Here is a 21,705-nt window from a genome sequence, read left to right on the forward strand (position 1 = left end):
GCACTCGACAGGGTGTGGGAGAGTAAGACACCGCCGACACATTATTTGAGAAGGGTCCCTTCTTTCCTGGTTTTCCCGGGAGAGAAGGGACCCTTTCTCTGTTCCCGGCCCCGACACGTCGTCCTGTGACGGGCGGTTCGGGTGTGATGCGGACTACAGTCGAGGCGTGGACCATGCCAAGCTCACGAGCGACCAGCGCACGCTGAAGCCTCGCAGCAGCGAGGTCACCGAAGGAATGGAGCGGGCCGCGGCGCGCGGGATGTTGCGCGCCGTCGGCATGCAGGACGCCGACTTCGCCAAACCCCAGATCGGGGTGGCGTCCTCCTGGAACGAGATCACCCCGTGCAACCTCTCGCTGCAGCGCCTGGCGCAGGCGGCGAAGGAAGGCGTGCACGAGGCCGGCGGGTACCCGATGGAGTTCGGCACGATCTCGGTCTCCGACGGCATCTCGATGGGGCACGTCGGCATGCACTACTCCCTGGTGTCCCGGGAGATCATCGCGGACTCCGTCGAGACCGTGATGGAAGCCGAGCGGCTGGACGGTTCCGTCCTGCTCGCGGGCTGTGACAAGAGCCTGCCGGGCATGCTGATGGCGGCGGCGAGGCTGGACCTGGCGTCGGTGTTCGTCTACGCCGGCTCGATCCTGCCGGGCCGCGTCGACGACCGCGAGGTCACCATCATCGACGCCTTCGAGGCGGTGGGGGCGTGCGCGCGCGGCCTCATCACGCGCGCGGAGGTGGATCGGATCGAGCGCGCCATCTGCCCGGGCGAAGGTGCCTGCGGGGGGATGTACACCGCGAACACCATGGCCTGCGCGGCCGAGGCCCTCGGCATGTCGGTGCCCGGGTCGGCCAGCCCGCCGTCGGTGGATCGGCGCCGTGACGGGGGTGCTCGCGAAGCCGGCCGGCTGGCGGTCGGCATGCTGGCCCGGCAGCTGACGGCCCGGCAGATCCTCACGAAGGAGGCGTTCGAGAACGCGATCGCCGTGACGATGGCCTTCGGCGGATCGACCAATGCGGTGCTGCACCTGCTCGCGATCGCCAGGGAGGCCGAGGTCGACCTCCGGCTGGACGACTTCAACCGGATCGGCGACCGCGTGCCGCACCTGGCCGACGTCAAGCCGTTCGGCCGGTACGTGATGCCGGCGGTGGACCGGATCGGCGGCGTGCCGGTGATGATGAAGGCCCTGCTCGACGCCGGCCTGCTGCACGGCGACTGCATGACGGTGACCGGCCGCACCGTTGCGGAGAACCTCGCCGAACTCGATCCGCCGGACCTCGACGGCGAGGTGCTGCACCGTCTTTCGAACCCGATCCACCCCACCGGCGGGCTCACCATCCTGCGCGGATCGCTCGCGCCGGACGGCGCGGTGGTCAAGAGCGCGGGTTTCGACTCGGCGAGCTTCGAGGGCACGGCGCGAGTCTTCGACGGCGAGCAGGGGGCGATGGATGCCGTGGAGGACGGCACGCTGAAGCCCGGGGACGTGGTCATCATCCGCTACGAGGGGCCACGCGGCGGGCCGGGCATGCGGGAGATGCTCGCCGTGACCGGTGCGATCAAGGGTGCTGGGCTCGGCAAGGACGTGCTGTTGGTGACGGACGGCCGGTTCTCCGGCGGCACCACGGGGTTGTGCATCGGGCACGTGGCGCCGGAGGCGACCGACGGCGGACCGATCGCGCTGGTGCAGGACGGCGATCCGATCCGCCTCGACCTCGCCAACCGGACCCTGGACCTGCTCGTCGGCGACGAAGAACTCCTGCGCCGTCGGGAGAACTGGTCACCGCCGGCACCGCGGTTCCGCAAGGGCGTGCTCGGCAAGTACGCGAAGCTGGTCGGCTCCGCGGCCGAAGGAGCGGTCTGCGAGTGATCAGGCCTGCAGGCCCTGCTGGGCCTGGGCCTGGAGCTGTTCCGCCATTTCCTTGGTGATCGGAGACGTCGTGCCGCACCAGGTGCAGGTCAGCGCGTACCGGGTGCTGGTCGGGAACAGCGGGATGAAGAACAGCGTGAACTTGGTGACGCCCTTGTTGAGGGTCGTCGCATATGTGCCGCGGCAGCCCGGGCAGACGAGCAGCAGGCTGGCCAGCCGCTGGACGGTGCTCCGGAATCCCCAGATGATCAAGCTTTCCTCCCCGGTGCGGTGTGCGATCGCCAGCTGACGCTAGGGCAGGTGCCGGCGGGCCGGGACTCGAACGGGGTGGGTTGCTCCATCGTCGACGGGTGGGCGTGATCACATCGAGAACGAACGGCCTGTTCACCCCACCTAGCGGCGTGAACAGGCCGTTCGTTCTAGTTCGCCGGCGTCAGTCCCACTGGAGGGAGCCGCCGGACTGGTACTCGATCACCCGGGTTTCGAAGAAGTTCTTCTCCTTCTTCAGGTCCATGGCCTCAGACATCCACGGGAAGGGGTTGTCGGCCTCCGGGAACACCGGTTCCAGGCCCAGCTGGGCGCAGCGCCGGTTGGTGATGAAGTGCATGTACTGGGCGCAGAGCTCGGCGTTGATGCCGAGCAGGCCGCGCGGCATCGTGTCGCGCCCGTAGGCGATCTCCAGTTCGCAGGCCTCCGCCAGCATCCGCCGGACCTCGGCCTGGAACTCCTCGGTCCACAGATGCGGGTTCTCCAGCTTGATCTGGTTGATGCAGTCGATGCCGAAGTTCAGGTGGATCGACTCGTCGCGCAGGATGTACTGGTACTGCTCGGCGATGCCGACCATCTTGTTCCGCCGGCCCAGCGCGAGGATCTGCGCGAACCCGGTGTAGAACCACATGCCCTCGAAGATCACGTAGAACGCCACGAGGTCGCGCAGGAACGCCTGGTCGGCCTCGGTGCTGCCGGTGGCGAAGTCGGGGTCCTCCAGGCTGCGGGTGTACTGCAGCGCCCAAGCGTCCTTGTCGGCGATCGACGGGATCTCGCGGTACATGTTGAACAGCTCGCCCTCGTCGAGGCCGAGGCTTTCGCAGATGTACTGGAAGGTGTGGGTGTGCACGGCCTCTTCGAAGGCCTGCCGCAGCAGGTACTGGCGGCACTCGGGGTTGGTGATGTGCCGGTAGACGGCGAGCACGATGTTGTTGGCCACCAGGGATTCCGCGGTGGCGAAGAACCCGAGGTTGCGCTTGAGCAGCAGGCGCTCGTCCGCGCTGAGACCTTCGGCGGACTTCCACAGCGCGATGTCGGCCTGCATCGAGATCTCGGTGGGCATCCAGTGGTTGTTGCAGCCCGCGAGGTACTTCTCCCACGCCCAGCCGTACTTGAGCGGGAGCAGCTGGTTGACGTCGGCGCGGGCGTTGATCATCGCCTTGTCGCCGACGGCGACGCGCCCGCCGGAGCGGTCGATCTCGCCGAGCCCGGCGGCCGAGGAGGGGGATTGCAAGGAGGTCATGCTGTGTTGCTCCATGGGAAATCGCGCGATTCGAGTCCGCGCGTCGAACAGGACGTGACCTGGGCTCCGGCCCTCGGGTCCCGCAATTTCAATGGAAATCGGACCTTCGATTTCCATTGAAATTGCGGCGGGATGCCAGGGTGGGGGTTACTGGCAGGCTTCGCAGTCGGGGTCTTCGACCGAGCAGGCCGCGCCGGGCGCCGCGGTCGGGATCTCCGCGACCGGGACCGCGGTAGCGACCGCCGTCGGGCCCGCGGTTGGGACCGCGTTGAGCTTGCCGTCGGTGCCGCGCAGGGTGCTCTTCTCCACGTGGGTCGCGCTGGTGGAGCGCAGGTAGTACGTGGTCTTCAGGCCCTTGTGCCAGGCGAGCCGGTAGAGCTCGTCGAGGGTGCGGCCGCTGGGCCGGCTGACGTAGAGGTTCAGCGACTGCGCCTGGTCGATCCACTTCTGGCGCCGCGCCGCAGCTTCGACCAGCCAGCGCGGCTCGATCTCGAACGCGGTGGCGTAGAGCTCTTTGAGCTCCTGCGGGATCCGCTCGATCGGCAGCAGGCTGCCGTCGTGGAACTTCAGGTCCGCGACCATCGCGTCATCCCACAGCCCCACGCGCTTCAGGTCGGCGACCAGGTGCGGGTTGACCACGGTGAAGTCGCCGGACATGTTCGCCTTGACGTACAGGTTGCGGTAGACCGGCTCGATGGACTGGTTGACGCCGCAGATGTTGGAGATCGTGGCGGTCGGCGCGATGGCCATCACGTTGGAGTTGCGCATGCCATCGCGCACCACCCGCGCCCGCAGCGCCTCCCAGTCCAGCGTGGACGACCGGTCCAGGTCGACGTCGCCGTCGCGGGCCTCGGCGAGCAGTTCGAGCGAGTCGATCGGCAGGATGCCGCGGCTCCACAGCGAACCGTCGAAGGACTCGTAGCGGCCCCGCTCGGCCGCCAGCGCGCTCGACGCGGCGATGGCGTGGTAGCTGATCTGCTCCATGCTGCGGTCGGCGAACTCCACCGCCGCATCCGACGACACCGGGATGCGCTGCACGAACAGCGCGTCCGCGAAGCCCATCAGCCCCAGCCCGACCGGCCGGTGCCGCAGGTTGGACCGGCGCGCCTCGGGGATCGTGTAGAAGTTGATGTCGATGACGTTGTCCAGCATCCGCACGGCGGTGCGGGTGGTGCGCTCCAGCTTCTCGGCATCGATGCCGTCGGCCGTGACGTGCCGGGCCAGGTTGATCGACCCGAGGTTGCACACCGCCACCTCGTCGGTGCTGGTGTTCAGGGTGATCTCGGTGCACAGGTTCGAGGAGTGCACGACGCCGTTGTGCTGCTGCGGCGAGCGCAGGTTGCACGGGTCCTTGAAGGTGATCCACGGGTGGCCGGTCTCGAAAAGCATGGTCAGCATCCGCCGCCACAGCTCCACCGCGCGGACCCGCTTGAACACCTTGATCTCGCCGCGGTCGGCGGCCTGCTCGTAGGCGCGGTAGCGCTCGGCGAACGCCTTGCCGTAGAGGTCGTGCAGGTCAGAGGTCTCGTCCGGGGAGAACAGCGTCCACTGCTCGTCGGCTTCGACGCGGCGCAGGAACTCGTCGGGCACCCAGTTCGCGGTGTTCATGTCGTGGGTGCGGCGGCGGTCGTCGCCGGTGTTCTTGCGCAGGTCGAGGAACTCCTCGACGTCGATGTGCCAGGTCTCCAGGTACGCGCACACCGCGCCCTTGCGCTTGCCGCCCTGGTTGACCGCCACCGCGGTGTCGTTGGCGATCTTCAGGAACGGCACCACGCCCTGCGACTTGCCGTTGGTGCCGTTGATGTGGGCGCCGATGCCGCGCACCGGCGTCCAGTCGTTGCCCAGCCCGCCGGCGTACTTCGACAGCAGCGCGTTGTTGCTGATCGAGTGGAAGATGCCGGACAGGTCGTCGTCCACAGTGGTCAGGAAGCAGGACGACAGCTGCGGCCGGGTGGTGCCGGCGTTGAACAGCGTCGGCGTCGAGCACATGAAGTCGAACGACGAGAGCAGGTGGTAGAACTCGATGGCCCGCGCCTCGCGGTCGTCCTCGCGCAGCGCGAGGCCCATCGCGACCCGCATGAAGAAGGCCTGCGGCAGCTCGAACCGGGTGCCGTCGTGGTGCAGGAAGTACCGGTCGTAGAGGGTCTGCAGCCCGAGGAAACCGAAGGTCAGGTCGCGTTCCGCCACCAGCGCGCCGCCCAGCCGCGCCAGGTCGAAGGCGCCCAGCTCCGGATCCAGCATCTCCAGCTCGATGCCGCGCCGCACGTAGTCGGCGAAGTACTCCGGGTAGCGGGCGCGCATCTCCTCCTGGTCGGCCTCCTGCGGCTCGCCCAGGTAGCTCAGCGCCTCGCGGCGCATCCGGTCCAGCAGCAGCCGGGCGGTGACCTGCGAGTAGTTCGGTTCGGTCTCGATCAGCGTGCGCGCCGCCATGACCTGGGCCAGCGAGAGCTCGTCGTCGCTGATGCCGGTGTAGCCGGTGCGCCGCACCTCGTCGAGCACGGCTTCGGCGGACACGCCGGACAGCCCGGCGCAGGCTTGGTGGACCACAGTGGACACGCGGGTCCAGTCGTTGAGTGTCGCCGTCACGGGCTCTCTCCCTCGCGAGCTCGGCGGACCACGACGGCGCGCGAGGAGACCCGCGGCGGCAGCCGCTGGTCGTCCGCGCAGACCCGCCCTCGAGGTCCCGGACAGCACGCTTCGCGCGTGCACCGGTGGCAGGTCTTCGGACTCACGGGCGGCCTAGTGGTCGTGGCTTCCCAGGCTGTTCGCCCAGTGCTCTACCCGCTGCCGTTCGGCAGCCGGGTCACGACTTTCGTTCCCGTTCACCGCTGCGGGGCAGTCCCGGATTCGCACCGGGTTCCCTCTTGCCTCACCGGATGCCTCCGGTGAACCACCAGCGATCGACACACTACATGTTGGGTTCGGGGGAGGCGTGCATGGGCAGATAACGGCGTGGCGCGGTACCGGTCGACAGTCCGGGCGCGGTGGCCGAGACTGGGCGGCCGGGGGCTGGCGAAAGGGGACCCGGTGGACGAGGCGAAGCTTCGGTCGTTGCTCTCGGAGCTGACCGTGGCGGACAAGGCGCGGCTGCTGACCGGAGCCGACTTCTGGACCCTGCACCCGATGCCCCAGATCGGGCTGCGGTCGCTGGTGCTCTCCGACGGCCCGAACGGGGTGCGCGGAACGACCTGGGACGAGCGCGACACCTCGCTGCTGTTCCCGGTGGCGTCCGCGCTGGCGGCGACGTGGGACCGGGCGGCGGCGCGGACCGCGGGGGAGATGTTCGGCGACGAGGCGCGCCGCCGGGGCGTGCACGTGGTGCTGGCGCCGACCGTCAACGTGCACCGAAGTCCTTTCGGCGGAAGGCATTTCGAGAACTTCTCGGAGGATCCGCTGCTGATCGGCGAGATCGGCGCCGAGGTGGTCGCGGGCATCCAGTCGCGCGGGGTGGCCGCGACGCCGAAGCACTTCGTGGCCAACGACAGCGAGACCGAGCGGCTCAGCTACGACGCGATCGTCGACGAGCGGACGCTGCGCGACCTCTACCTCAAGCCGTTCGAGAGGATCATCGCGAAGGCTTCGCCGTGGGTGCTGATGGCCGCCTACAACTCGGTGAACGGCAGCACGATGACCGAGAATTCCGCGCTGGTGAACGACATCCTCAAGGGCGAGTGGGCGTGGGACGGCGTGCTCGTGTCGGACTGGTTCGCCACCCGTTCGCTCCAGGCGGCGGCGCTCGGCGGCCTCGACCTGGCGATGCCCGGGCCGAAAAGCCCTTGGAGCGGCGGGAAACTCGCGAAGGCCGTGGAGAAGGGCGGAGTTTCCGAGTCGGTGCTCGACGACAAGGTCCTGCGCGTCCTGCGGCTGGCCGACCGCGTGGGCGCGTTCGAGGACTCCGAGCCCGGCGGTGGCGGTCCGTCGGAGGAGGCCCGGCCGGTCATCCGGCGGCTCGCGGCGCAGGGGTTCGTGTTGCTGCGCAACGAGGTCGTGTCGGACGCGCCGCTGCTGCCGATCGACCCGAAGGTCGCCAAGGTCGCGGTGATCGGCGAGAACGCCACCATCCCGGCGGTGCAGGGCGGCGGCTCCTCGCACGTCAGCCCGCCGCACGTGGTGACGCCGCTGGACGGGCTGCGGGCGGCGCTGCCGGACGCGGATGTCGTGTACCAGCGCGGTGTCCGGCACCGGCGGCTGCTGGACGTGATCCCGGGAGCGGAGGTCACCGATCCGGAGGGCGAGGGCAGCGGCCTGCGCGTCGACTACCTCGGTGCCGACGGCGAGGTGCTCGAAAGCGAATTGCGCGGCACCGAGCGGCTGCTGTGGCTCGGCGGGCTGCCTGCCGGGACGAAGTCGTTGCGGTTGCGGGGGAACCTCCGGCTCGACGTCGGTGAGCACGTGTTCGGGGTGAACGGCACCGGCGGCTTCCGCGTCGAACTCGCGGGCCGGGAGGTGCTGGCCGCGGACGTGGTGCGCGCGGACGGGATCGACGATCCGATGGGCGACATGCTGGAGCCGCCCGAGCAGCGGTTCAACGTGGTGCTCGTGGAATCGGACCTGGACGACGCCGGTCGGGCCGCGCTGACCGTGGAGTTCACCCCGCAGAGCCTCGATGCGCTGGTGGCGGTCGGAATCGGGCACCGCGCACGGGAATGGGACGACGCCAGCGAACTCGCGGCGGCCCTCGCGATCGCCAGGGACGCCGATGTCGCGGTGGTCGTGGTCGGCACCAACGACGAGGTCGAGACAGAGGGCCGCGACCGCGATTCGCTGGACCTGCCCGGCGCGCAGAACGAGCTGATCCGCAAGGTCGTGGCGGCGAATCCGAACACCGTCGTGGTGGTCAACGCCGGCTCGCCGGTGCTCATGCCGTGGGCCGCCGACGTGCCCGCGGTGCTGTGGACCTGGTTCGGCAGCCAGGAGTACGGGGACGCGCTGGCCGATGTGCTGCTGGGCGAGGCGGAGCCCGGCGGCCGGCTGCCGACGACGTTCCCCGCCGAGCTCGCCGACGTCCCGGTCCCGCTGCCCGGCGTGCAGCCGGTGGACGGCGAACTGCATTACACCGAGGGAACCTTGGTCGGCTACCGCGCGTACGAGGACCGGGGCGTGACACCGGCGTTCCACTTCGGACACGGGCTCGGGTACACGACCTGGGAGTACCTGGAGGCCGTCGCCGAAGGCGAGGGCGTGCGGGTCAAGCTGCGCAACACCGGCGACCGAGCGGGACGCGAGGTGGTGCAGGTGTACGCCGCGGAGCCGCTGCGGCTGGCGGGGTTCGCCGTCGCCGAGGCCGAGGCGGGAGCCGAGGTGTCGGTGGTGGTGGACGTCGAGCCCGGGTCGGGCGAGCTGCGCGTCGGGCGCAGCGCCGGCGATCTGCGGATCGGCGCAGCGAAGAGCCCGTGAGTCCGGTGGACCCACGGGCTCTTCTCCGGGTCACTGCTGGGCGAAGGCCTTCTGCAGGTCGTCCAGGACCAGGTTGGCGGCGATCGGGCCGAGGCCGAGGTACCAGGTGTCGTCCTGGACCTCGATGGCCTTGCCGTTCTTCACGGCGTTGAGGGTCGTCCACTGCACCGAGTCGACCACACCGGTCATCTGCTGCTTGGCGCTTTCGCCGTAGGCGGCGTAGAACAGCTGGTCGCCGTCGGCCTGGGAGATCTGCTCGCGGCTGATCTTGGTGTGGGTCTGCTCGATCTGCTGGTTGTCGGGGCGGCCGAAGCCCGCGTCGGCCAGGATCGTGCCGATGAAGGAGCCCTTGCCGTACAGGCGGATGTCGCCGGGGATGAACCGCAGCATGCTGACCTTGCGGGCGGCCGGGTCGCCGACCTGCTTGCCGATGTCGGCGGCGCGCTGCTGGTAGGCGTCGAGGATCCGCTGCGCCTCGTCCTTCTTGCCCAGTGCCTCGGCGTCGAGCAGGAAGTTCTGCTTCCAGGTCTTGCCGACGGTCTCGGCGAACACGGTCGGCGCGATCCTGCTCAGCGCCTCGTAGTTCTGGTCGTCGCGGACCTTGCTGGAGAGGATCAGGTCCGGCTGGAGCGCGGTGATCTTCTCCAGGTTGGGCGAGCCGATGGTGCCGACGATCTCGATGTCACCGGCCTTCTCGGCGAGGTACGGCTGCAGCGTCTTGTTGGCGTCCGGCAGCACGGTTCCGATCGGCTTGACCCCCAGCGCCAGCACCGCGTCGAGTTCTCCGGTGTCCAGCACGACCACCCGCTGCGGGGTGCCGGTGATCTTGGTCTGGCCCTTGGCGTGAGTGACGATCCGCTCGGTGCCTTGGGGCGCGGGGGACTGCTCGGGGGTCGACGTGCCGCACGCCGCGGCGGTGCCGAGCGCGAGCACGGCGGTGATGACCGCGAGCAGTCGACGAGGACGGAACATGGTGCTCCCTGCCTGTCCGGTTGGCTCCAAAAGTTTGGCAAGCCTAACCTGAACGGAGTAGCGAAACCAGTATTGAGAGCGTTCTCACGCGGAGATCGCCGAGCTGCGATGATCTTGGCGTGGTAGAGGGGCGGATGTGGATTCGTTGATCCCGCGCGAGCGGGCCGAGATCGCCCCGGGGGCGGTGCACGTGCCCGACTGGCTGGACGTCGAGCGGCAGCGCGAACTGGTCGTCGCGTGCCGGGAATGGGCGCGGTCGCCGGCGGGCCTGCGATCGGCGCGGCTGCCCAGCGGCGGCGTGATGTCGGTGCGGACCGTGTGCCTCGGCTGGCACTGGTATCCCTACCGCTACTCGCGAACGGTCGACGACGGCGACGGTTCCCCGGTCACGCCGTTCCCGGACTGGCTCGGCGACCTGGGGCGCAGAGCGCTGGCCGACGCCTACGGCCGCGCCGCCGAGGACTACCGGCCGGACGTGGCGCTGGTCAACTTCTACGACGCCGACGCGCGGATGGGCATGCACCAGGACCGCGACGAGCGGAGCCGGGAGCCGGTGGTGTCGCTGAGCCTCGGCGACAGTTGCGTCTTCCGCTTCGGGAACGCGGAGAACCGCAACAAGCCGTGGACGGACGTGGAGCTGTGCTCGGGCGACCTGTTCGTCTTCGGCGGCCCGTCCCGCCTGGCCTACCACGGGGTGCCGAAGACGTTCCCGGGCACGGGACCGGAGATCGGCATGGCGGCGGGCCGCCTGAACATCACCCTCCGAGTGTCCGGAATGGACTGAGGAGCGCGGCTCACAGCATGGTGAGGAACATGTAGACCATGCCCAGGGACAGCACCAGCTCCGTTGCGGTGGCGAGTTTTGCCTCGCTGCGCAGCAGATCGGTCCCGGCGATGCCCGCGCTGAGCAGGTAGTAGACCGCCAGTGTCCACGCCACCAGCGGGAAGGCGAAACCGGCCGGCTGGGTTGCGACGACAGTCAGCGTGGCTCCGTGGGCGTGCCCGGGAGAGTGCGTGGTCGAAATCAGGTGCGTGGTGGGCTCGTGTTCCTGTGCGGCGGCGAACATGTACGCCATCGCCAGCCCGCCGACCGCGTGGTGCAGGTAGGTGCCCGCCGGACGGCGGCGAAGTGCGAGCATGCCCATCCAGCCCGCGCAGGCGACGAACAGTGCCGCCCAAACAGCCGCCGGAAGCACTGGGAGCACGAGCATCGCAACCATGCCGACGCCCATCAGCGCGTGCACCACGTCCACGCTGGTGCGCCGGAAGAAGAGGCGGGCGAGGGAAGCGGCTGTCACCGCGATGACCGCGCCGGTGATCAGGAGGTCGATCATGTCCACCTTCCGCGACGTTCAGCGCTCGCTTGGCGACTGCCCGTGGTCGATTGTTCGCGAGCCGACCGGCCGAGGTCTAGATCTGCCGTGCACTCCTGTGCCCGCGGATGCTGCGGGCCCGGCCCCTCGATCGTGCTGCGGGTGTCGGCACTCATCGGTAGGGTGATCGCGTTCTGCTGGATGATCACGGACAGTTCGATCACGATGGGCGATCGCATGACGGACGTGCACCGTCCAGGTGTCGAGGACCTGCGGGATCTGCTCCGCCGCGCCGGACGCCCGGATGGTGTCCGCTGCCTGCTGCGGTGGCTGGCCGAGCGCATCGGCTGTTCGGCGGTCCTGCTCGACGAGTTCGGTGCGTTGTCGGAGTCCTACCCCGAACCGCCGAACGGCCTGCTCGACGCGGCGGCGGACAGCATCGCCTCCGTCGTATCCCTGCGCTACCGCTCGGCGAGCTGCCAGACCGGGGCGCATTCGATCCGGGTGCTGGCCGTCGACGCTGAACGGCTCGGCCCGACCCTGGTCGTCGCCAAGCGGGGCTCGCTGCCCGACGACGCGGCCGCCGCGATCGCCGACGTGGCGAGGCTGCTCCGGCTGCGCTGGCGGGCGGACGAGGGCGACCGCCGCCACATCGCGGCCGAACAGGCCGAAGCGCTCACCCGCGAGGCCATCCTGCACCTGCTCATGGTCGGCCAGCTCGACGGCGCCAGGCGCGCGGCGGGAGCGCTGGGGCAGCAGCTGCCCGACGTGTTGCGGGTGTACCTAGTCGAATGCGACGGCGTCGACCGCCGAGAGGTCGCGCAGCGCTGCCGGCGCGCTTCCGGTGGACGGACCTGGATCGTCGAGTGCCCGGTCTACGACGAGCACCTCATCGTGCTCGCCCCAGCTGAACCACCGGCAGATCTGCTTGTGGTCGACCACGCGCTGAGCGGCGTCGCGGGCAGCCGGGTGCGCGTCGGCGGCGGACGCGTGGTGTCGTTGCTGGACACCAGCAGCGGTTACCAGCAGGCCTTCCACGCGCTCGCGGCAGCCAGGAACCTCCCGGACGGCTTCGCGTCGTTCAGCCCGCGCGCGGAGCTCGACGCGTTGCTCGGCCGCGCCGGGCAGGCGTGGGCCAGCGGCGTCGTCGCCGCGCTGCTGGAGTTCTCTCCGGAGCGGCGCCAGGACCCCGACGGTGACGAGCTGATGGCGACCTTGCGCTCGTGGCTCGACTTGCACGGCCGAGCCGCTCGGCAGTTGAAGGTCCACCGGAACACGGTCGCGGCGCGGCTGCGGCGGATCGAGCAGATCCTCGACTGCGACCTGACCGATCTGGGCACGCAGGCCGAGCTGCACCTGGCGTTGCGGCTCAACCGCTTGAACCGGGTTTCGGCTGGGCGAAGGGGAATCCGCGAGCTCGACGAGCTGTTGGCCACATTCCCGGTGCGGCAGTGGGCGGAGAGCCTGCTCGATCCGCTGCTGGGCGTGGGGGCCAGCACGCTGTTGGCGACGTTGCGCAGCTGGCTGCGCAACAACACCAGGTTGGAGAGCGTCGCCGCCGAGCTCGGGGTCTCGGTCGTGGGTGTGCGAAAGCGGTTGCTGCGCGTCGAGAACCTGCTCGGCAGGTCCTTGCTGAGCGGCCCCTCCGCGAGGTACGACCTCTACCTGGCGCTGCGGGTCTTCGACGCAGCAAACTGATACTGAACCGGGTGATGGCTGTGCAAACCGGTCCTGGACGCCGTGATCACCCGCTCCTACTGTCGGCGCCAACATCGGCCCGACCACCGGAGCGTTCATGTCGCACCACCTAGATTCCCCGCTCGCCAGGCAGGATCCGCGGCTGGACATCAGCGATGTCTACCTGTTCCGCGGCGCCGGAGGAACGGTGTTCGTCATCAACGTCAACCCGCTGTCCGGTGCGGGTGCCTTCCATCCCGAGGGCGTGTACGAGTTCAAAGTCGACACCGACGGTGATGCGGTCGAGGACATCACGTTCCGGGTGACCTTCGGCGAGCACGACGCGGGCGGGCGGCAGCCGGTGGAGCTGCGCCGGCTCGACGGTGCGGACGCGCGCGACCGCGACGCCGCGGGCGTGCTGGTCGCCAGCGGTAGGACGGGGGAGGAGATCTCCGGCACGGGTGGCCTCCGCGTCTGGGCGGGACCGGCGGCGGATCCGTTCTACATCGAGCCCAACGTGATCACCGCGGTCAAGACGGCTGTCGCCGAGGGCGAACCGGTGGACCTCGGCGACTGGGACCCGGCTGCGGCGGCGAACCTGTTCGCGGGCACCAACGTCAGCGCGATCGTGCTGGAGGTCCCGGACGACGTGTTCGAGGTGCCCACCATCGGTTTCTGGGGTGTCACGGTGCTGCCGACCGATGCCGGTGGCTGGCGCCAGATCAACCGCTGCGCGCACCCTCTGATCAACACGATCTTCCACCCGGACGACTCGGGCCTGGCCAGCGACTACAACACCACCCAGCCCGGCCAGGACCGGGAGATCTACGGTCCGCGGGTCCGCGAGCTGGTCACCGCGGCGGTGGCGGCGATGGGAACAGCCGCTGACCCGGCGGACTACGCCCGCCAGGTGAGCGAAGCGATCTTCCCGGACGTCCTGCGCTACGAGGTCGGCACCCGGGCGAACTTCGGCTTCGCCAACCGAAACGGCCGGGCACTGCAGGAGTGCGCCCCGGAGGTCATGTTCGCCCTGGTGCTGAACAAAGCGGTGCCCTTGGGCCTGGACCACCGCGCGGCCACGGGCGAACCGCGAGCCGAGTTCCCCTACCTGTCCCAGCCACTGCCCACGGCGAGCTGAAGTGAAGAACGCGATGGCACACCAGGACCGAGCGTTGGCGGTAGCGCTGAGAGGTGCCCAATGGGCGCTCGACGACGCGGCCTACGCGATCCCGAACCGCCAGTACACCGCCCAGCAATGCCACGACCTGGCGAACATCCTGGAAAACCTGGCCCAGGTCCTCCGAGCCCACGACGGCGAACGACCAACCCCGACCAACCAGATACCAACGGCGGCCTGAAGGCCCAAGAACCGGGCCGTCCCCGCACCCCTGTCCCCCCGCAGACCGCGGGGACGGCCCACCCAAACCAAACCCCAAACCCGAAGAAAGAGGCAGCACCCCAATCCAGGCGGAGAAGAGGAGCCATCGGCTCGAAAGCAGCACCCCAGCGACGGCGCAGCCGAGCAACAACCAACGGCCACCTGCGAAGGCCGGACTGGAAGGTGACGTCCCTCACCAAGCGGAGAAGGGGAACCACCCAGTCCGAAGGATGCTTTATGGCCCAGGAGCTACCCAGGCCCGGAAGCCCACCCAAGGCGACCCGAGAACGGAAGCCGCACACCGCACCGTGGGGGGCCTGGGGGGCTCGGCCCCCCAAAAAATGACGAGATATGGAAAAAGCGAAACGCCCCGCGTAAGCAGGGCGTTCCGCATATCGAGTGCGCCAACAGGGACTCGAACCCCGAACCCGCTGATTAAGAGTCAGCTGCTCTGCCAGTTGAGCTATTGGCGCTGGCTGCCGGTCAGTTCTGATCCGTTCGGTTCGGTTCCCTTTCGGTTTCCCGTTCCGGCCGGTCTCCCTGGCGACGTGGAAAACATTAGCACGGTCGTGTGGGGGCGCCGAACAGGGGGGTCGGTTTTGGGTTCGGCGAGGTTGCCGGGGTGGGAACGCAACCTCGGGGCGGGGCGTTGCGTCTCTATGGAGGGCGATCGGTCAGGGGCGATCACCCGGTGTGCATCTTGTGGTCCCTTCACACACTGTCGGGGCATTGCTGCACACTGTTCACAGGCGTAGTGGCGCATCGGATCGGACGGACTGTTGCCCATGAGGGAGTGGCGTAATTCGGTCGGGGTTCCCGTACGGGTTTCACGACTGTTGACAATGTTGATCTTCGGCTTGGTGGCGTTGCTCGTCGCCGGCTGCAGCGAATCGGGTTCGGGGGCCACTCCGGCGTCCGATGAGGTGCCGCCCGCACCGACACTGGAACTGGCGCCGCAGAACGGCGCCAAGGACATCTCACCGGCCGGGCCGATCAAGGCGACGGCGGTCAACGGCAAGATCGTCGAGGCAGTGCTGACCAACTCGGAAGGCGGGAAGCTGTCCGGTGCCATCGCGCCGGACGGGGCGAGCTGGACGGCGGGCGAGAAGCTCGGCTACGGCAAGACCTACACGCTGTCCGTGACCGCACAGGGGGCGAGCGGGCCGGCCATCACCCAGCAATCCACCTTCAGCACGGTCTCGCCGGGCAAGAAGAGCTTCGTGTCGATGAACCCGCTCGACGGGCAGACCGTCGGCGTGGGGCAGCCGCTGGCCTTCTACTTCAGCCAGAACGCCCCGGCGCCGGACAAGGCCAAGGCCGAGGAAGCGATCAAGATCAGCACCGAGCCGGCCGTGGAGGGCGCCTTCTACTGGTTCAACAGCCGCGAGGTGCACTGGCGGCCGAAGGACTACTGGAAGCCGGGCACCAAGGTGTCGATCGACGTCGACGTGTACGGCAAGGACCTCGGCAACGGGGTCTGGGGCGAGGAGGACCGCAAGGCCACCATCACGATCGGCGATGCGGTCGTCCTGAAGGCCGACGGTGCCTCGCACCAGATGAGCATCGAGAAGAACGGCGAGGTGATCCGGACCATGCCGGTGTCGCTGGGCAAGCCGTCCTTCCCGTCCAACAACGGCGTGCACGTGGTCACCGAGCACCACGCCACCAAGGTGATGGACTCCTCGACCTACGGTCTGCCGATCGAGGCCGGCGGCTACCGCACCGAGGTGAAGTGGGCGGTCCGGATCTCCAACGGTGGAGAGTTCCTGCACGCCGCGCCGTGGTCGGTGGGCGACCAAGGACGGCGCAACGTCAGCCACGGCTGCATCAACATGAGCATGGAGAACGCCAAGTGGGTCTTCGACCTGCTGAAGAAGGGCGACGTCGTGCAGATCACCAATTCCGGCGGGCCGAACCTGCGTTCCTGGGACGGTTTCGGGGACTGGCAGATCCCGTGGGACCAGTGGGTGCAGGGCAACAGGTGAGTTGGGCGTGAGCGGTCGTTCCCGGCAGCACCGGGAACGACCGCTCGCCCCGAGCGACCGGGCAATGAAGAAAGGCCCCGTTCCAGCGGAACGGGGCCTTTCTTCATTGGGGTGAGTGACGGGAATCGAACCCGCGACACCTGGGACCACAACCCAGTGCTCTACCGACTGAGCTACACCCACCTCGGCCGCTCGGACCGGCCCTTTCGGACCCCTTCCGGAGCAACGCTCACATAGTAGCGTGCGCTGTCACCGGGTTTCCCACCGGCTCCGGTTATCCCGGTGCGCGCTGGTCAGCGGCCGTTCTCCGGGGTCTCGCGGGCCTTGCCGGCGCCATCGCCGTTGAGCAGTTCGGCGGCCACCGCCTGGGCCTGTTCGCTGGTCGGCCCCGGCTGCGGGACGAACGCCGTCCGCCGGTAGTAGGCCAGCTCGCGGATGGACTCCCGGATGTCGGCCAGCGCGCGGTGCGCGAGGCCCTTCTCCGGCTGCGCGTAGTAGATCCGCGGGTACCAGCGGCGGCACAGCTCCTTGATGGACGACACGTCCACCATCCGGTAGTGCAGGTGGGCGTCCAGCCGCGGCATGTCGCGCGAGATGAAGCCGCGGTCGGTGGCGATCGAGTTGCCGGCCAGCGGCGCGGAACGGTCGACCGGCACGTACTGGCGGATGTACTCCAGCACCCGCTGTTCGGCTTCTTCGAGGGTCACCTCGGAGCGGCGCACCTCTTCGGTGAGCCCGGAGCGGTCGTGCATGTCGCGCACCACGTCGGGCATCCCGGCGAGCGCCTCGTCGTCGGCGTGGATGACGATGTCCACGCCTTCGCCGAGGATGTTGAGGTCGGCATCGGTGACCAGGGCGGCGATCTCGATCAGCGCGTCCTTGCCGAGATCGAGACCGGTCATTTCGCAGTCGATCCACACTAGACGGTCATTCACCCGAGGCAGCCTAACCCGCCACGGGACGTGATCGTGCAGCCGTGCCGGTCATGCCTCCAGGCGGGCGAGCAGTTCGCGCGGCACGACCTTGCCGGTGGCGTTGCGCGGCAGCTCGTCGAGGAACACCACATCGCGGGGCATGGCGAATTTCGACAGCCTGCCGCGAAGCCGGTCGCGCAGCTGCTCGGCGTCCAGGTCGCCGTCGGCGCGGAGCGCCACGAACGCCGCGAGCCGCTGTCCGAACTCGGCGTCGTCGACGCCGATGACGGCGGCCTCGGACACCTCGGGCATCCCGGCGATGGCGTCCTCGGTCTCCTTGGGGTAGACGTTCTCACCACCGGAGATGATCATGTCGTCTTCGCGGCCGACGACGAACAGCCGCCCGGCGGCGTCGATGCGCCCGAGGTCGCCGGTGGACATCAGCCCGTCGCGGATCTCCCGGCTGCTGCCGTTGGTGTAGCCCTCGAAGAGCATGTCGTTGCCCGCGAAGATCCGCCCGGTCGCGCCGCGGCGCACCGGTGTCCCGTCCTCGCCGAGGATGCGCACGATCGTGCCTCGCGGCGGCCGGCCCGCAGTGCCGGGAGCGGCGCGCAGGTCGTGCGGTGCCGCGATGCTCACCCACGACACCTCGGTGGAGCCGTAGAGGTTGTAGAGCACCGGCCCGAAGGCGCGCTGGAACCTGGTGGCCAGGTCGGCGGGCAGCGCCGAACCGCTGCTCGCCACGATGCGCAGCGCGTCGTGTCCGTACTTGGTGCGGATCCGCTCGGGGAGTTCGAGGATGCGCTGCAGCATCACCGGCACCGCGAACATCGACGTGCACTGGTGGCGCTCCAGGGCACTGAGCGCGTGCTCGGGATCGAACTTGCGGTGCAGCACCAGGGTCGCGCCGAGCACCGAGCCGAGCTGGAACGCCGCGATTCCCCAGGTGTGGAACAGCGGCGCGCTGACGAGCACTCGTTCGCCGCTGCGCAGCGGCACCCGGGACAGGATCGATGCCGCGGGGGCCAGCCCCGGCGGATCGGGGCGGCGGGCGCCCTTCGGGGTTCCGGTGGTGCCGGAGGTGAGCACGATCATCCGGGAGTGCCGGCCCGGCCGGGGCAGCTGCTTGGCCGGGGCGGTGGTGATCAGGTGCTCGAGGGTGTCGTGGCGGGTGGTGCCCTCGGTCCATGCCAGCACGGCATCGAGGTCCTCGGGCAGGTTCGGCAGGTGGCTGCGGAACTCGGCGTCCAGGACGAGCAGGCCGACCCGCTGCTCGGCGATCACGTCGACGAGCTGGCGGCTGCTCAGGCCGGTGTTGAGCAGCACCACGTCGACGCCGAGCTTGGCGGCGGCGACGATCGTTTCGACCGGGCCGTGGTGGTTGCGGCACAGCACGCCGATCCGGGTGCCGCCGGGGACGCGGTCGCGCAGGCCGTTGGCCAACCGGGTGGTGCGTTGCGAGAGCTCGGCGTAGCTGAGCGCGCCGCGCTCGTCGATTACGGCCGGGCGGTCGGCGTGGCGCACCGAGCCGACGGCGAAGCCCAGCGGCGGCGTGATGCCCCAGCGCCGCCAGGCGAGGACGACCCGCAGCAGCTTGTCCGGCCGGAGCGGGCTGATCACCCCCTGCTTGGCCAGGACGAACGCCGTGTGCAGGCCGGACGTTCCGCGCCCGAGGAGCGCGGCTGATCGTTGCCAGAACGTGCTCACGCAGTCACCTCTCGGTCGCCAGGTTACCGAGAGTAGATAATGCCGTGGGCGGACTGCGCGGGGAAGACCGAGATCACGAGAGCGGGGGCGGACCGTCGTCCGCCCCCGCTCTCGATGGGTGTTCACTCGAGCGTGGCGGCCTGCACGATCGCGTCGCGCAAGGCCGCCCGCAGCCTGCCGACCTCCAGCGGCGACAGCACTGCGGTCTCGCCCGGCGGGGCGATCAGCACGACGTTCTCCTGGTTGACGAACACCGACATGTCCCGACGTCTGCCGGCGACATCGCGGCAGCTCACGTGCCACTGCTTGGTGGGCTCCACGATCCCCAGCCTCCCTGTTGCAGTCCGCGCGCTCTGCCTCCAGCGCGCGGTATTGATCGAGGGACGCGGTTGGGTATGAACCGTGACGGCATATGACAAGATCAGTCGCGGGAGTGGCTCAGAACACATCTCCATCGGGTTATCTGGAAATTTCGAGTGATCGTTCACTCGAACGGCGGTTCCCGGAAAAGCAGAAGTCCGCAGCTCCGTTCGAAGCTGCGGACGTGAGTCGGCGGGCTGGGGCTCAGACCGGGCGGACCACCAGGCCGTTCGCCTCGGCGGTGAAGGTGACCGCCGCTTCTTCGAAGTCGGCGATCGGCAGCTCGTCGCGGACCAGCCGGTGCGGCGCGTCGAAGGCCTCCACCCGGATCTCGCCGGTGCTCAGCGTGCGCTCCGGGAAGTCCACGCCGCCGACCTTGACCTCCAGCTCGCTGCCCTGCACCGCGATGGTCAACCAACCGCCGGGCACCGTCAGCTGCTCGCCGTCGTAGGTCAGGGTGAGCCGGCTGGCGGCGGGGTCCTCGGAGCGGACGGCGACGTGCGAGATCGCGACGTCGCGGTGGCCCGAGTCGCCGGCCAGGGCGATCACGTCCCGCGTGACCTCCTCGGCCGGGCCGTCGCCCGGCTTCGGCGTGAGCACCGGGGCGCGCAGCTCGGCGGCCACCCGGTAGGGCTGCCACGACCCGGCGCCGATCAGGTTGACCACCGCGGTGACGTCGACGTCGGCCAGCAGCCGGGCGCTGCCCGGAGCCGGCGTCACTTCGACGGCGTCGACGTCGCGCCGGTTCAGCAGCTCGCGCAGCGCCTTCGCGCGCTGCCTGCTGTTGCGGTCGAATCCGCGGGTGATCGCCACCGTCCCCGAGCCGGCGGCCGCCACGGCGGCTTCGGTCAGGTCCGCCAGCGGGGCCCAGATCCGGGCGGGATCCTCCGGCCGGGGTTGCCGGCGGGAACGGGCGAAGCTCGGGGCATCGGTCGTGGTTTCCATCATCAACCACTTTAGTCCGCGATGAAGGGTCCCCTTGCCTACCGGTGGGTGCCTTCACGGTGTGAATTCGATCGCTGTGCCGATTCCGCCCGGGTCGCGTGGGCCGATCGGAGCAGGCGGACGGCTCGGCGATCGGAGTGGTCCGGCCGCCGAACGGTCTTGTCGCGCGGCGCACCTGGGGCAATGCTGGGGCGATCATCGAGGGGAGCGGGATGACCGAGGTGCACTTCCCCGAACTCGGGCGCAGGCAGGCCGGTCGCGATCCGGCGCGCGGCGTGCTGGTGTGCTGGCTGGTCGCGGACGGCAGCCGGGTGCGCGTGGGCGACCGGTTGGCGGAGATCCGGGTGGGCGGCGATCGCTGCGGTCGGACGGTCGGCTGGGTTTCCGCGCTGGCCACCGGCACGCTGTGGCACCAGGTGCGGCCCGGCGAGGTGCTCACCGCCGGCGTGGTGGTGGGCCTGATCGACTGAGAGCTGCCCGGGAGGCTGCGGCAGCGCGGGCTTTTGCGCTTTGAAGCGGCGAAGCCGCGTAGCCCACCCTCGCAACTCGCACCGCCGCGGGTTCTCAGACCGTGCCCGCCCTTCTGGGCTACTGGGCGAGGCCAGTCCCCGATGCCGCGTGGTCATTCGCAAGTCGGGGATCCCGGAGTCCAGGCGGCGTCTGTAACTCCCGCAGGGGGCCGCTACTTGCACCGCCACGCAGAACGAGTTCGGAAACAGCAAGGCGGGCGTGGTCGCGGGCCGGGCCCGGTTGTTAGGTTGGTGGCAGTGACGCGGGGTGCCCGGCTGCCGGGCTGAGAACAGACCCGTTGAACCTGACCTAGCTCGTACTAGCGGAGGGACGTCATGGTTCCCAATGTGCTGACCATCGCCGGCACCGACCCCAGCGGCGGAGCAGGCGTGCAGGCCGACCTGAAGACCTTCTCGGCGCACGGCGCCTACGGCATGTCCGTGATCACCGCGCTGGTCGCGCAGACGACCACCGGGGTTTCCGAGGTCCACGAGGTGCCGCCGGAGTTCATCACCGCGCAGCTGGTCACGTTGCTCGACGACGTGCGGGTGGACGCGGTCAAGATCGGCATGCTGGCCAACGCCGAGGTGATCCGCGCGGTGGTCGAGGTGCTCGACCGCTACGCGCCGCCGCACGTCGTGCTGGACCCGGTGATGGTCGCCAAGAGCGGGGACCGGCTGCTCGCCCCGGAAGCGGTCGGCGCGCTGCGCGAGGAACTGCTGCCGCGGGTGGACCTGATCACCCCGAACCTGCCGGAGGCCGCGGACCTGCTGGGCGAGCCGGAGCTCACCGACCCCGCCGACATGCCCGCGCAGGCCGAGCGGCTGGCCGGGCTGGGGGCGAAGCAGGTGCTGCTCAAGGGCGGCCACCTCGACGGCGGGACCAGCGTGGACCTGCTGTACGGCGACGGGATCGCCGAGTTCCTCTCCAGCGAGCGGGTCGCGACCACCAACGACCACGGCACCGGCTGCACGCTGTCGGCCGCGATCGCCGCGCTGCGGCCGCAGCGCGGCGACTGGCTCGAAGCGGTGCGCGAGGCCAAGGAGTACCTGACGGAGGCCCTGCGCGCCTCCGACCGGCTCGACGTGGGCCACGGCCACGGCCCGGTCCACCACTTCCACCACTGGTGGTGACCCGGCGACCCGCCCTGCCGCAATTTCAATGGAAATC

General features: G+C 69.5%; 18 protein-coding genes, 2 tRNA genes and 2 riboswitches. Of the genes, 9 read left to right on the forward strand and 11 right to left on the reverse strand.

The window, feature by feature from the left end; genetic code table 11:
• Positions 1 to 166: 166 nt before the first annotated feature.
• Positions 167 to 1,867, forward strand: coding sequence for a dihydroxy-acid dehydratase (gene ilvD / locus AB0H93_RS27420; RefSeq protein ID WP_358576175.1), 1,701 nt, complete (start codon positions 167 to 169; stop codon positions 1,865 to 1,867).
• Here ilvD and AB0H93_RS27425 read toward each other — a convergent pair whose 3' ends face one another.
• The 3 genes from AB0H93_RS27425 to AB0H93_RS27435 all read right to left on the reverse strand — a co-directional run bounded on the left by AB0H93_RS27425 (position 1,868) and on the right by AB0H93_RS27435 (position 5,963).
• Positions 1,868 to 2,119 (reverse strand): zinc-ribbon domain-containing protein, encoded by a 252-nt coding sequence (locus AB0H93_RS27425; RefSeq protein WP_358576176.1) that lies wholly within the window; start codon positions 2,117 to 2,119, stop codon positions 1,868 to 1,870.
• Between the two features lie 181 nt (positions 2,120 to 2,300).
• Entirely contained in the window at positions 2,301 to 3,377 is a 1,077-nt protein-coding gene (locus tag AB0H93_RS27430) for a ribonucleotide-diphosphate reductase subunit beta (RefSeq protein WP_358576177.1), read from the reverse strand.
• 147 nt (positions 3,378 to 3,524) lie between these two features.
• A complete protein-coding gene (locus AB0H93_RS27435) occupies positions 3,525 to 5,963 on the reverse strand; it encodes a ribonucleoside-diphosphate reductase subunit alpha (RefSeq protein WP_358576178.1) in 2,439 nt (812 codons plus the stop codon).
• Positions 5,964 to 6,072: 109 nt separating this feature from the next.
• Positions 6,073 to 6,287: riboswitch (cobalamin riboswitch) on the reverse strand.
• A gap of 117 nt (positions 6,288 to 6,404) precedes the next feature.
• Here AB0H93_RS27435 and AB0H93_RS27440 point away from each other — a divergent pair.
• Complete coding sequence (locus AB0H93_RS27440; protein WP_358576179.1) at positions 6,405 to 8,774, forward strand: glycoside hydrolase family 3 C-terminal domain-containing protein; 2,370 nt, start codon at positions 6,405 to 6,407, stop codon at positions 8,772 to 8,774.
• Positions 8,775 to 8,804: 30 nt separating this feature from the next.
• Here AB0H93_RS27440 and AB0H93_RS27445 read toward each other — a convergent pair whose 3' ends face one another.
• A complete protein-coding gene (locus AB0H93_RS27445; RefSeq protein WP_358576180.1) occupies positions 8,805 to 9,746 on the reverse strand; it encodes an ABC transporter substrate-binding protein in 942 nt (313 codons plus the stop codon).
• A gap of 136 nt (positions 9,747 to 9,882) precedes the next feature.
• On the opposite strand from AB0H93_RS27445, the gene AB0H93_RS27450 reads away from it, so the two are divergent.
• Positions 9,883 to 10,530 carry an alpha-ketoglutarate-dependent dioxygenase AlkB gene (locus AB0H93_RS27450; RefSeq protein ID WP_358576181.1) on the forward strand — a complete coding sequence of 216 codons (648 nt, stop codon included), beginning with the start codon at positions 9,883 to 9,885 and terminating at the stop codon, positions 10,528 to 10,530.
• Between the two features lie 10 nt (positions 10,531 to 10,540).
• On the opposite strand, the gene AB0H93_RS27455 is transcribed toward AB0H93_RS27450, so the two are convergent.
• A complete protein-coding gene (locus AB0H93_RS27455; protein WP_358576182.1) occupies positions 10,541 to 11,080 on the reverse strand; it encodes a DUF5134 domain-containing protein in 540 nt (179 codons plus the stop codon).
• Positions 11,081 to 11,296: 216 nt separating this feature from the next.
• Between AB0H93_RS27455 and AB0H93_RS27460 the strand changes: the two genes are divergently transcribed.
• The 3 genes from AB0H93_RS27460 to AB0H93_RS27470 all read left to right on the forward strand — a co-directional run bounded on the left by AB0H93_RS27460 (position 11,297) and on the right by AB0H93_RS27470 (position 14,094).
• Positions 11,297 to 12,757, forward strand: a complete 1,461-nt coding sequence (locus tag AB0H93_RS27460; protein ID WP_358576183.1) for a helix-turn-helix domain-containing protein — start codon at positions 11,297 to 11,299, stop codon at positions 12,755 to 12,757.
• A gap of 97 nt (positions 12,758 to 12,854) precedes the next feature.
• A complete protein-coding gene (locus tag AB0H93_RS27465; RefSeq protein WP_358576184.1) occupies positions 12,855 to 13,874 on the forward strand; it encodes a DUF4331 family protein in 1,020 nt (339 codons plus the stop codon).
• A gap of 13 nt (positions 13,875 to 13,887) precedes the next feature.
• A complete protein-coding gene (locus tag AB0H93_RS27470) occupies positions 13,888 to 14,094 on the forward strand; it encodes a hypothetical protein (RefSeq protein ID WP_358576186.1) in 207 nt (68 codons plus the stop codon).
• A 420-nt stretch (positions 14,095 to 14,514) separates the two neighbouring features.
• Here AB0H93_RS27470 and AB0H93_RS27475 read toward each other — a convergent pair.
• Positions 14,515 to 14,587: transfer RNA gene (locus tag AB0H93_RS27475), tRNA-Lys, on the reverse strand.
• Positions 14,588 to 14,956: 369 nt separating this feature from the next.
• On the opposite strand from AB0H93_RS27475, the gene AB0H93_RS27480 reads away from it, so the two are divergent.
• A complete protein-coding gene (locus tag AB0H93_RS27480; RefSeq protein WP_358576298.1) occupies positions 14,957 to 16,099 on the forward strand; it encodes an Ig-like domain-containing protein in 1,143 nt (380 codons plus the stop codon).
• A 107-nt stretch (positions 16,100 to 16,206) separates the two neighbouring features.
• Here AB0H93_RS27480 and AB0H93_RS27485 read toward each other — a convergent pair.
• From AB0H93_RS27485 to AB0H93_RS27505, 5 genes are all read right to left on the reverse strand, one after another.
• Positions 16,207 to 16,282 (reverse strand) — tRNA-His (locus AB0H93_RS27485).
• A gap of 110 nt (positions 16,283 to 16,392) precedes the next feature.
• The gene (orn, locus tag AB0H93_RS27490; RefSeq protein ID WP_358576187.1) at positions 16,393 to 17,034 is read right to left on the reverse strand and encodes an oligoribonuclease; all 642 of its coding nucleotides are present in this window, start codon (positions 17,032 to 17,034) and stop codon (positions 16,393 to 16,395) included.
• 48 nt (positions 17,035 to 17,082) lie between these two features.
• Positions 17,083 to 18,720, reverse strand: a complete 1,638-nt coding sequence (locus AB0H93_RS27495) for an AMP-binding protein (RefSeq protein WP_358576189.1) — start codon at positions 18,718 to 18,720, stop codon at positions 17,083 to 17,085.
• A 122-nt stretch (positions 18,721 to 18,842) separates the two neighbouring features.
• Positions 18,843 to 19,040: a hypothetical protein gene (locus tag AB0H93_RS27500; protein ID WP_132494028.1), complete on the reverse strand. Its 198-nt coding sequence runs from the start codon at positions 19,038 to 19,040 to the stop codon at positions 18,843 to 18,845.
• A gap of 244 nt (positions 19,041 to 19,284) precedes the next feature.
• Positions 19,285 to 20,025, reverse strand: coding sequence for a hypothetical protein (locus tag AB0H93_RS27505; protein ID WP_358576191.1), 741 nt, complete (start codon positions 20,023 to 20,025; stop codon positions 19,285 to 19,287).
• A gap of 98 nt (positions 20,026 to 20,123) precedes the next feature.
• On the opposite strand from AB0H93_RS27505, the gene AB0H93_RS27510 reads away from it, so the two are divergent.
• Both AB0H93_RS27510 and thiD read left to right on the forward strand, forming a co-directional pair.
• Positions 20,124 to 20,495, forward strand: coding sequence for a hypothetical protein (locus AB0H93_RS27510; protein ID WP_358576193.1), 372 nt, complete (start codon positions 20,124 to 20,126; stop codon positions 20,493 to 20,495).
• A 293-nt stretch (positions 20,496 to 20,788) separates the two neighbouring features.
• Positions 20,789 to 20,883, forward strand: a riboswitch (TPP riboswitch).
• The gene (thiD, locus tag AB0H93_RS27515; protein WP_358576195.1) at positions 20,871 to 21,668 is read left to right on the forward strand and encodes a bifunctional hydroxymethylpyrimidine kinase/phosphomethylpyrimidine kinase; all 798 of its coding nucleotides are present in this window, start codon (positions 20,871 to 20,873) and stop codon (positions 21,666 to 21,668) included. It overlaps the preceding riboswitch by 13 nt.
• Positions 21,669 to 21,705 lie beyond the last annotated feature (37 nt).

This window comes from Saccharopolyspora sp. NPDC050642, assembly GCF_040654735.1.
GTDB classification, from domain to species: Bacteria; Actinomycetota; Actinomycetes; order Mycobacteriales; family Pseudonocardiaceae; genus Saccharopolyspora; species Saccharopolyspora elongata.

Coding starts and splice junctions, on each gene's coding strand:
- AB0H93_RS27460 (WP_358576183.1), top strand. CDS start 11,297: ATGACGGACGTGCACCGTCCAGGTGTCGAGGACCTGCGGGATCTGCTC.
- AB0H93_RS27465 (WP_358576184.1), top strand. CDS start 12,855: ATGTCGCACCACCTAGATTCCCCGCTCGCCAGGCAGGATCCGCGGCTG.
- AB0H93_RS27445 (WP_358576180.1), bottom strand. CDS start 9,746: ATGTTCCGTCCTCGTCGACTGCTCGCGGTCATCACCGCCGTGCTCGCG.
- AB0H93_RS27455 (WP_358576182.1), bottom strand. CDS start 11,080: ATGATCGACCTCCTGATCACCGGCGCGGTCATCGCGGTGACAGCCGCT.
- AB0H93_RS27430 (WP_358576177.1), bottom strand. CDS start 3,377: ATGACCTCCTTGCAATCCCCCTCCTCGGCCGCCGGGCTCGGCGAGATC.
- AB0H93_RS27470 (WP_358576186.1), top strand. CDS start 13,888: ATGGCACACCAGGACCGAGCGTTGGCGGTAGCGCTGAGAGGTGCCCAA.
- AB0H93_RS27480 (WP_358576298.1), top strand. CDS start 14,957: ATGTTGATCTTCGGCTTGGTGGCGTTGCTCGTCGCCGGCTGCAGCGAA.
- thiD (WP_358576195.1), top strand. CDS start 20,871: ATGGTTCCCAATGTGCTGACCATCGCCGGCACCGACCCCAGCGGCGGA.
- AB0H93_RS27505 (WP_358576191.1), bottom strand. CDS start 20,025: ATGGAAACCACGACCGATGCCCCGAGCTTCGCCCGTTCCCGCCGGCAA.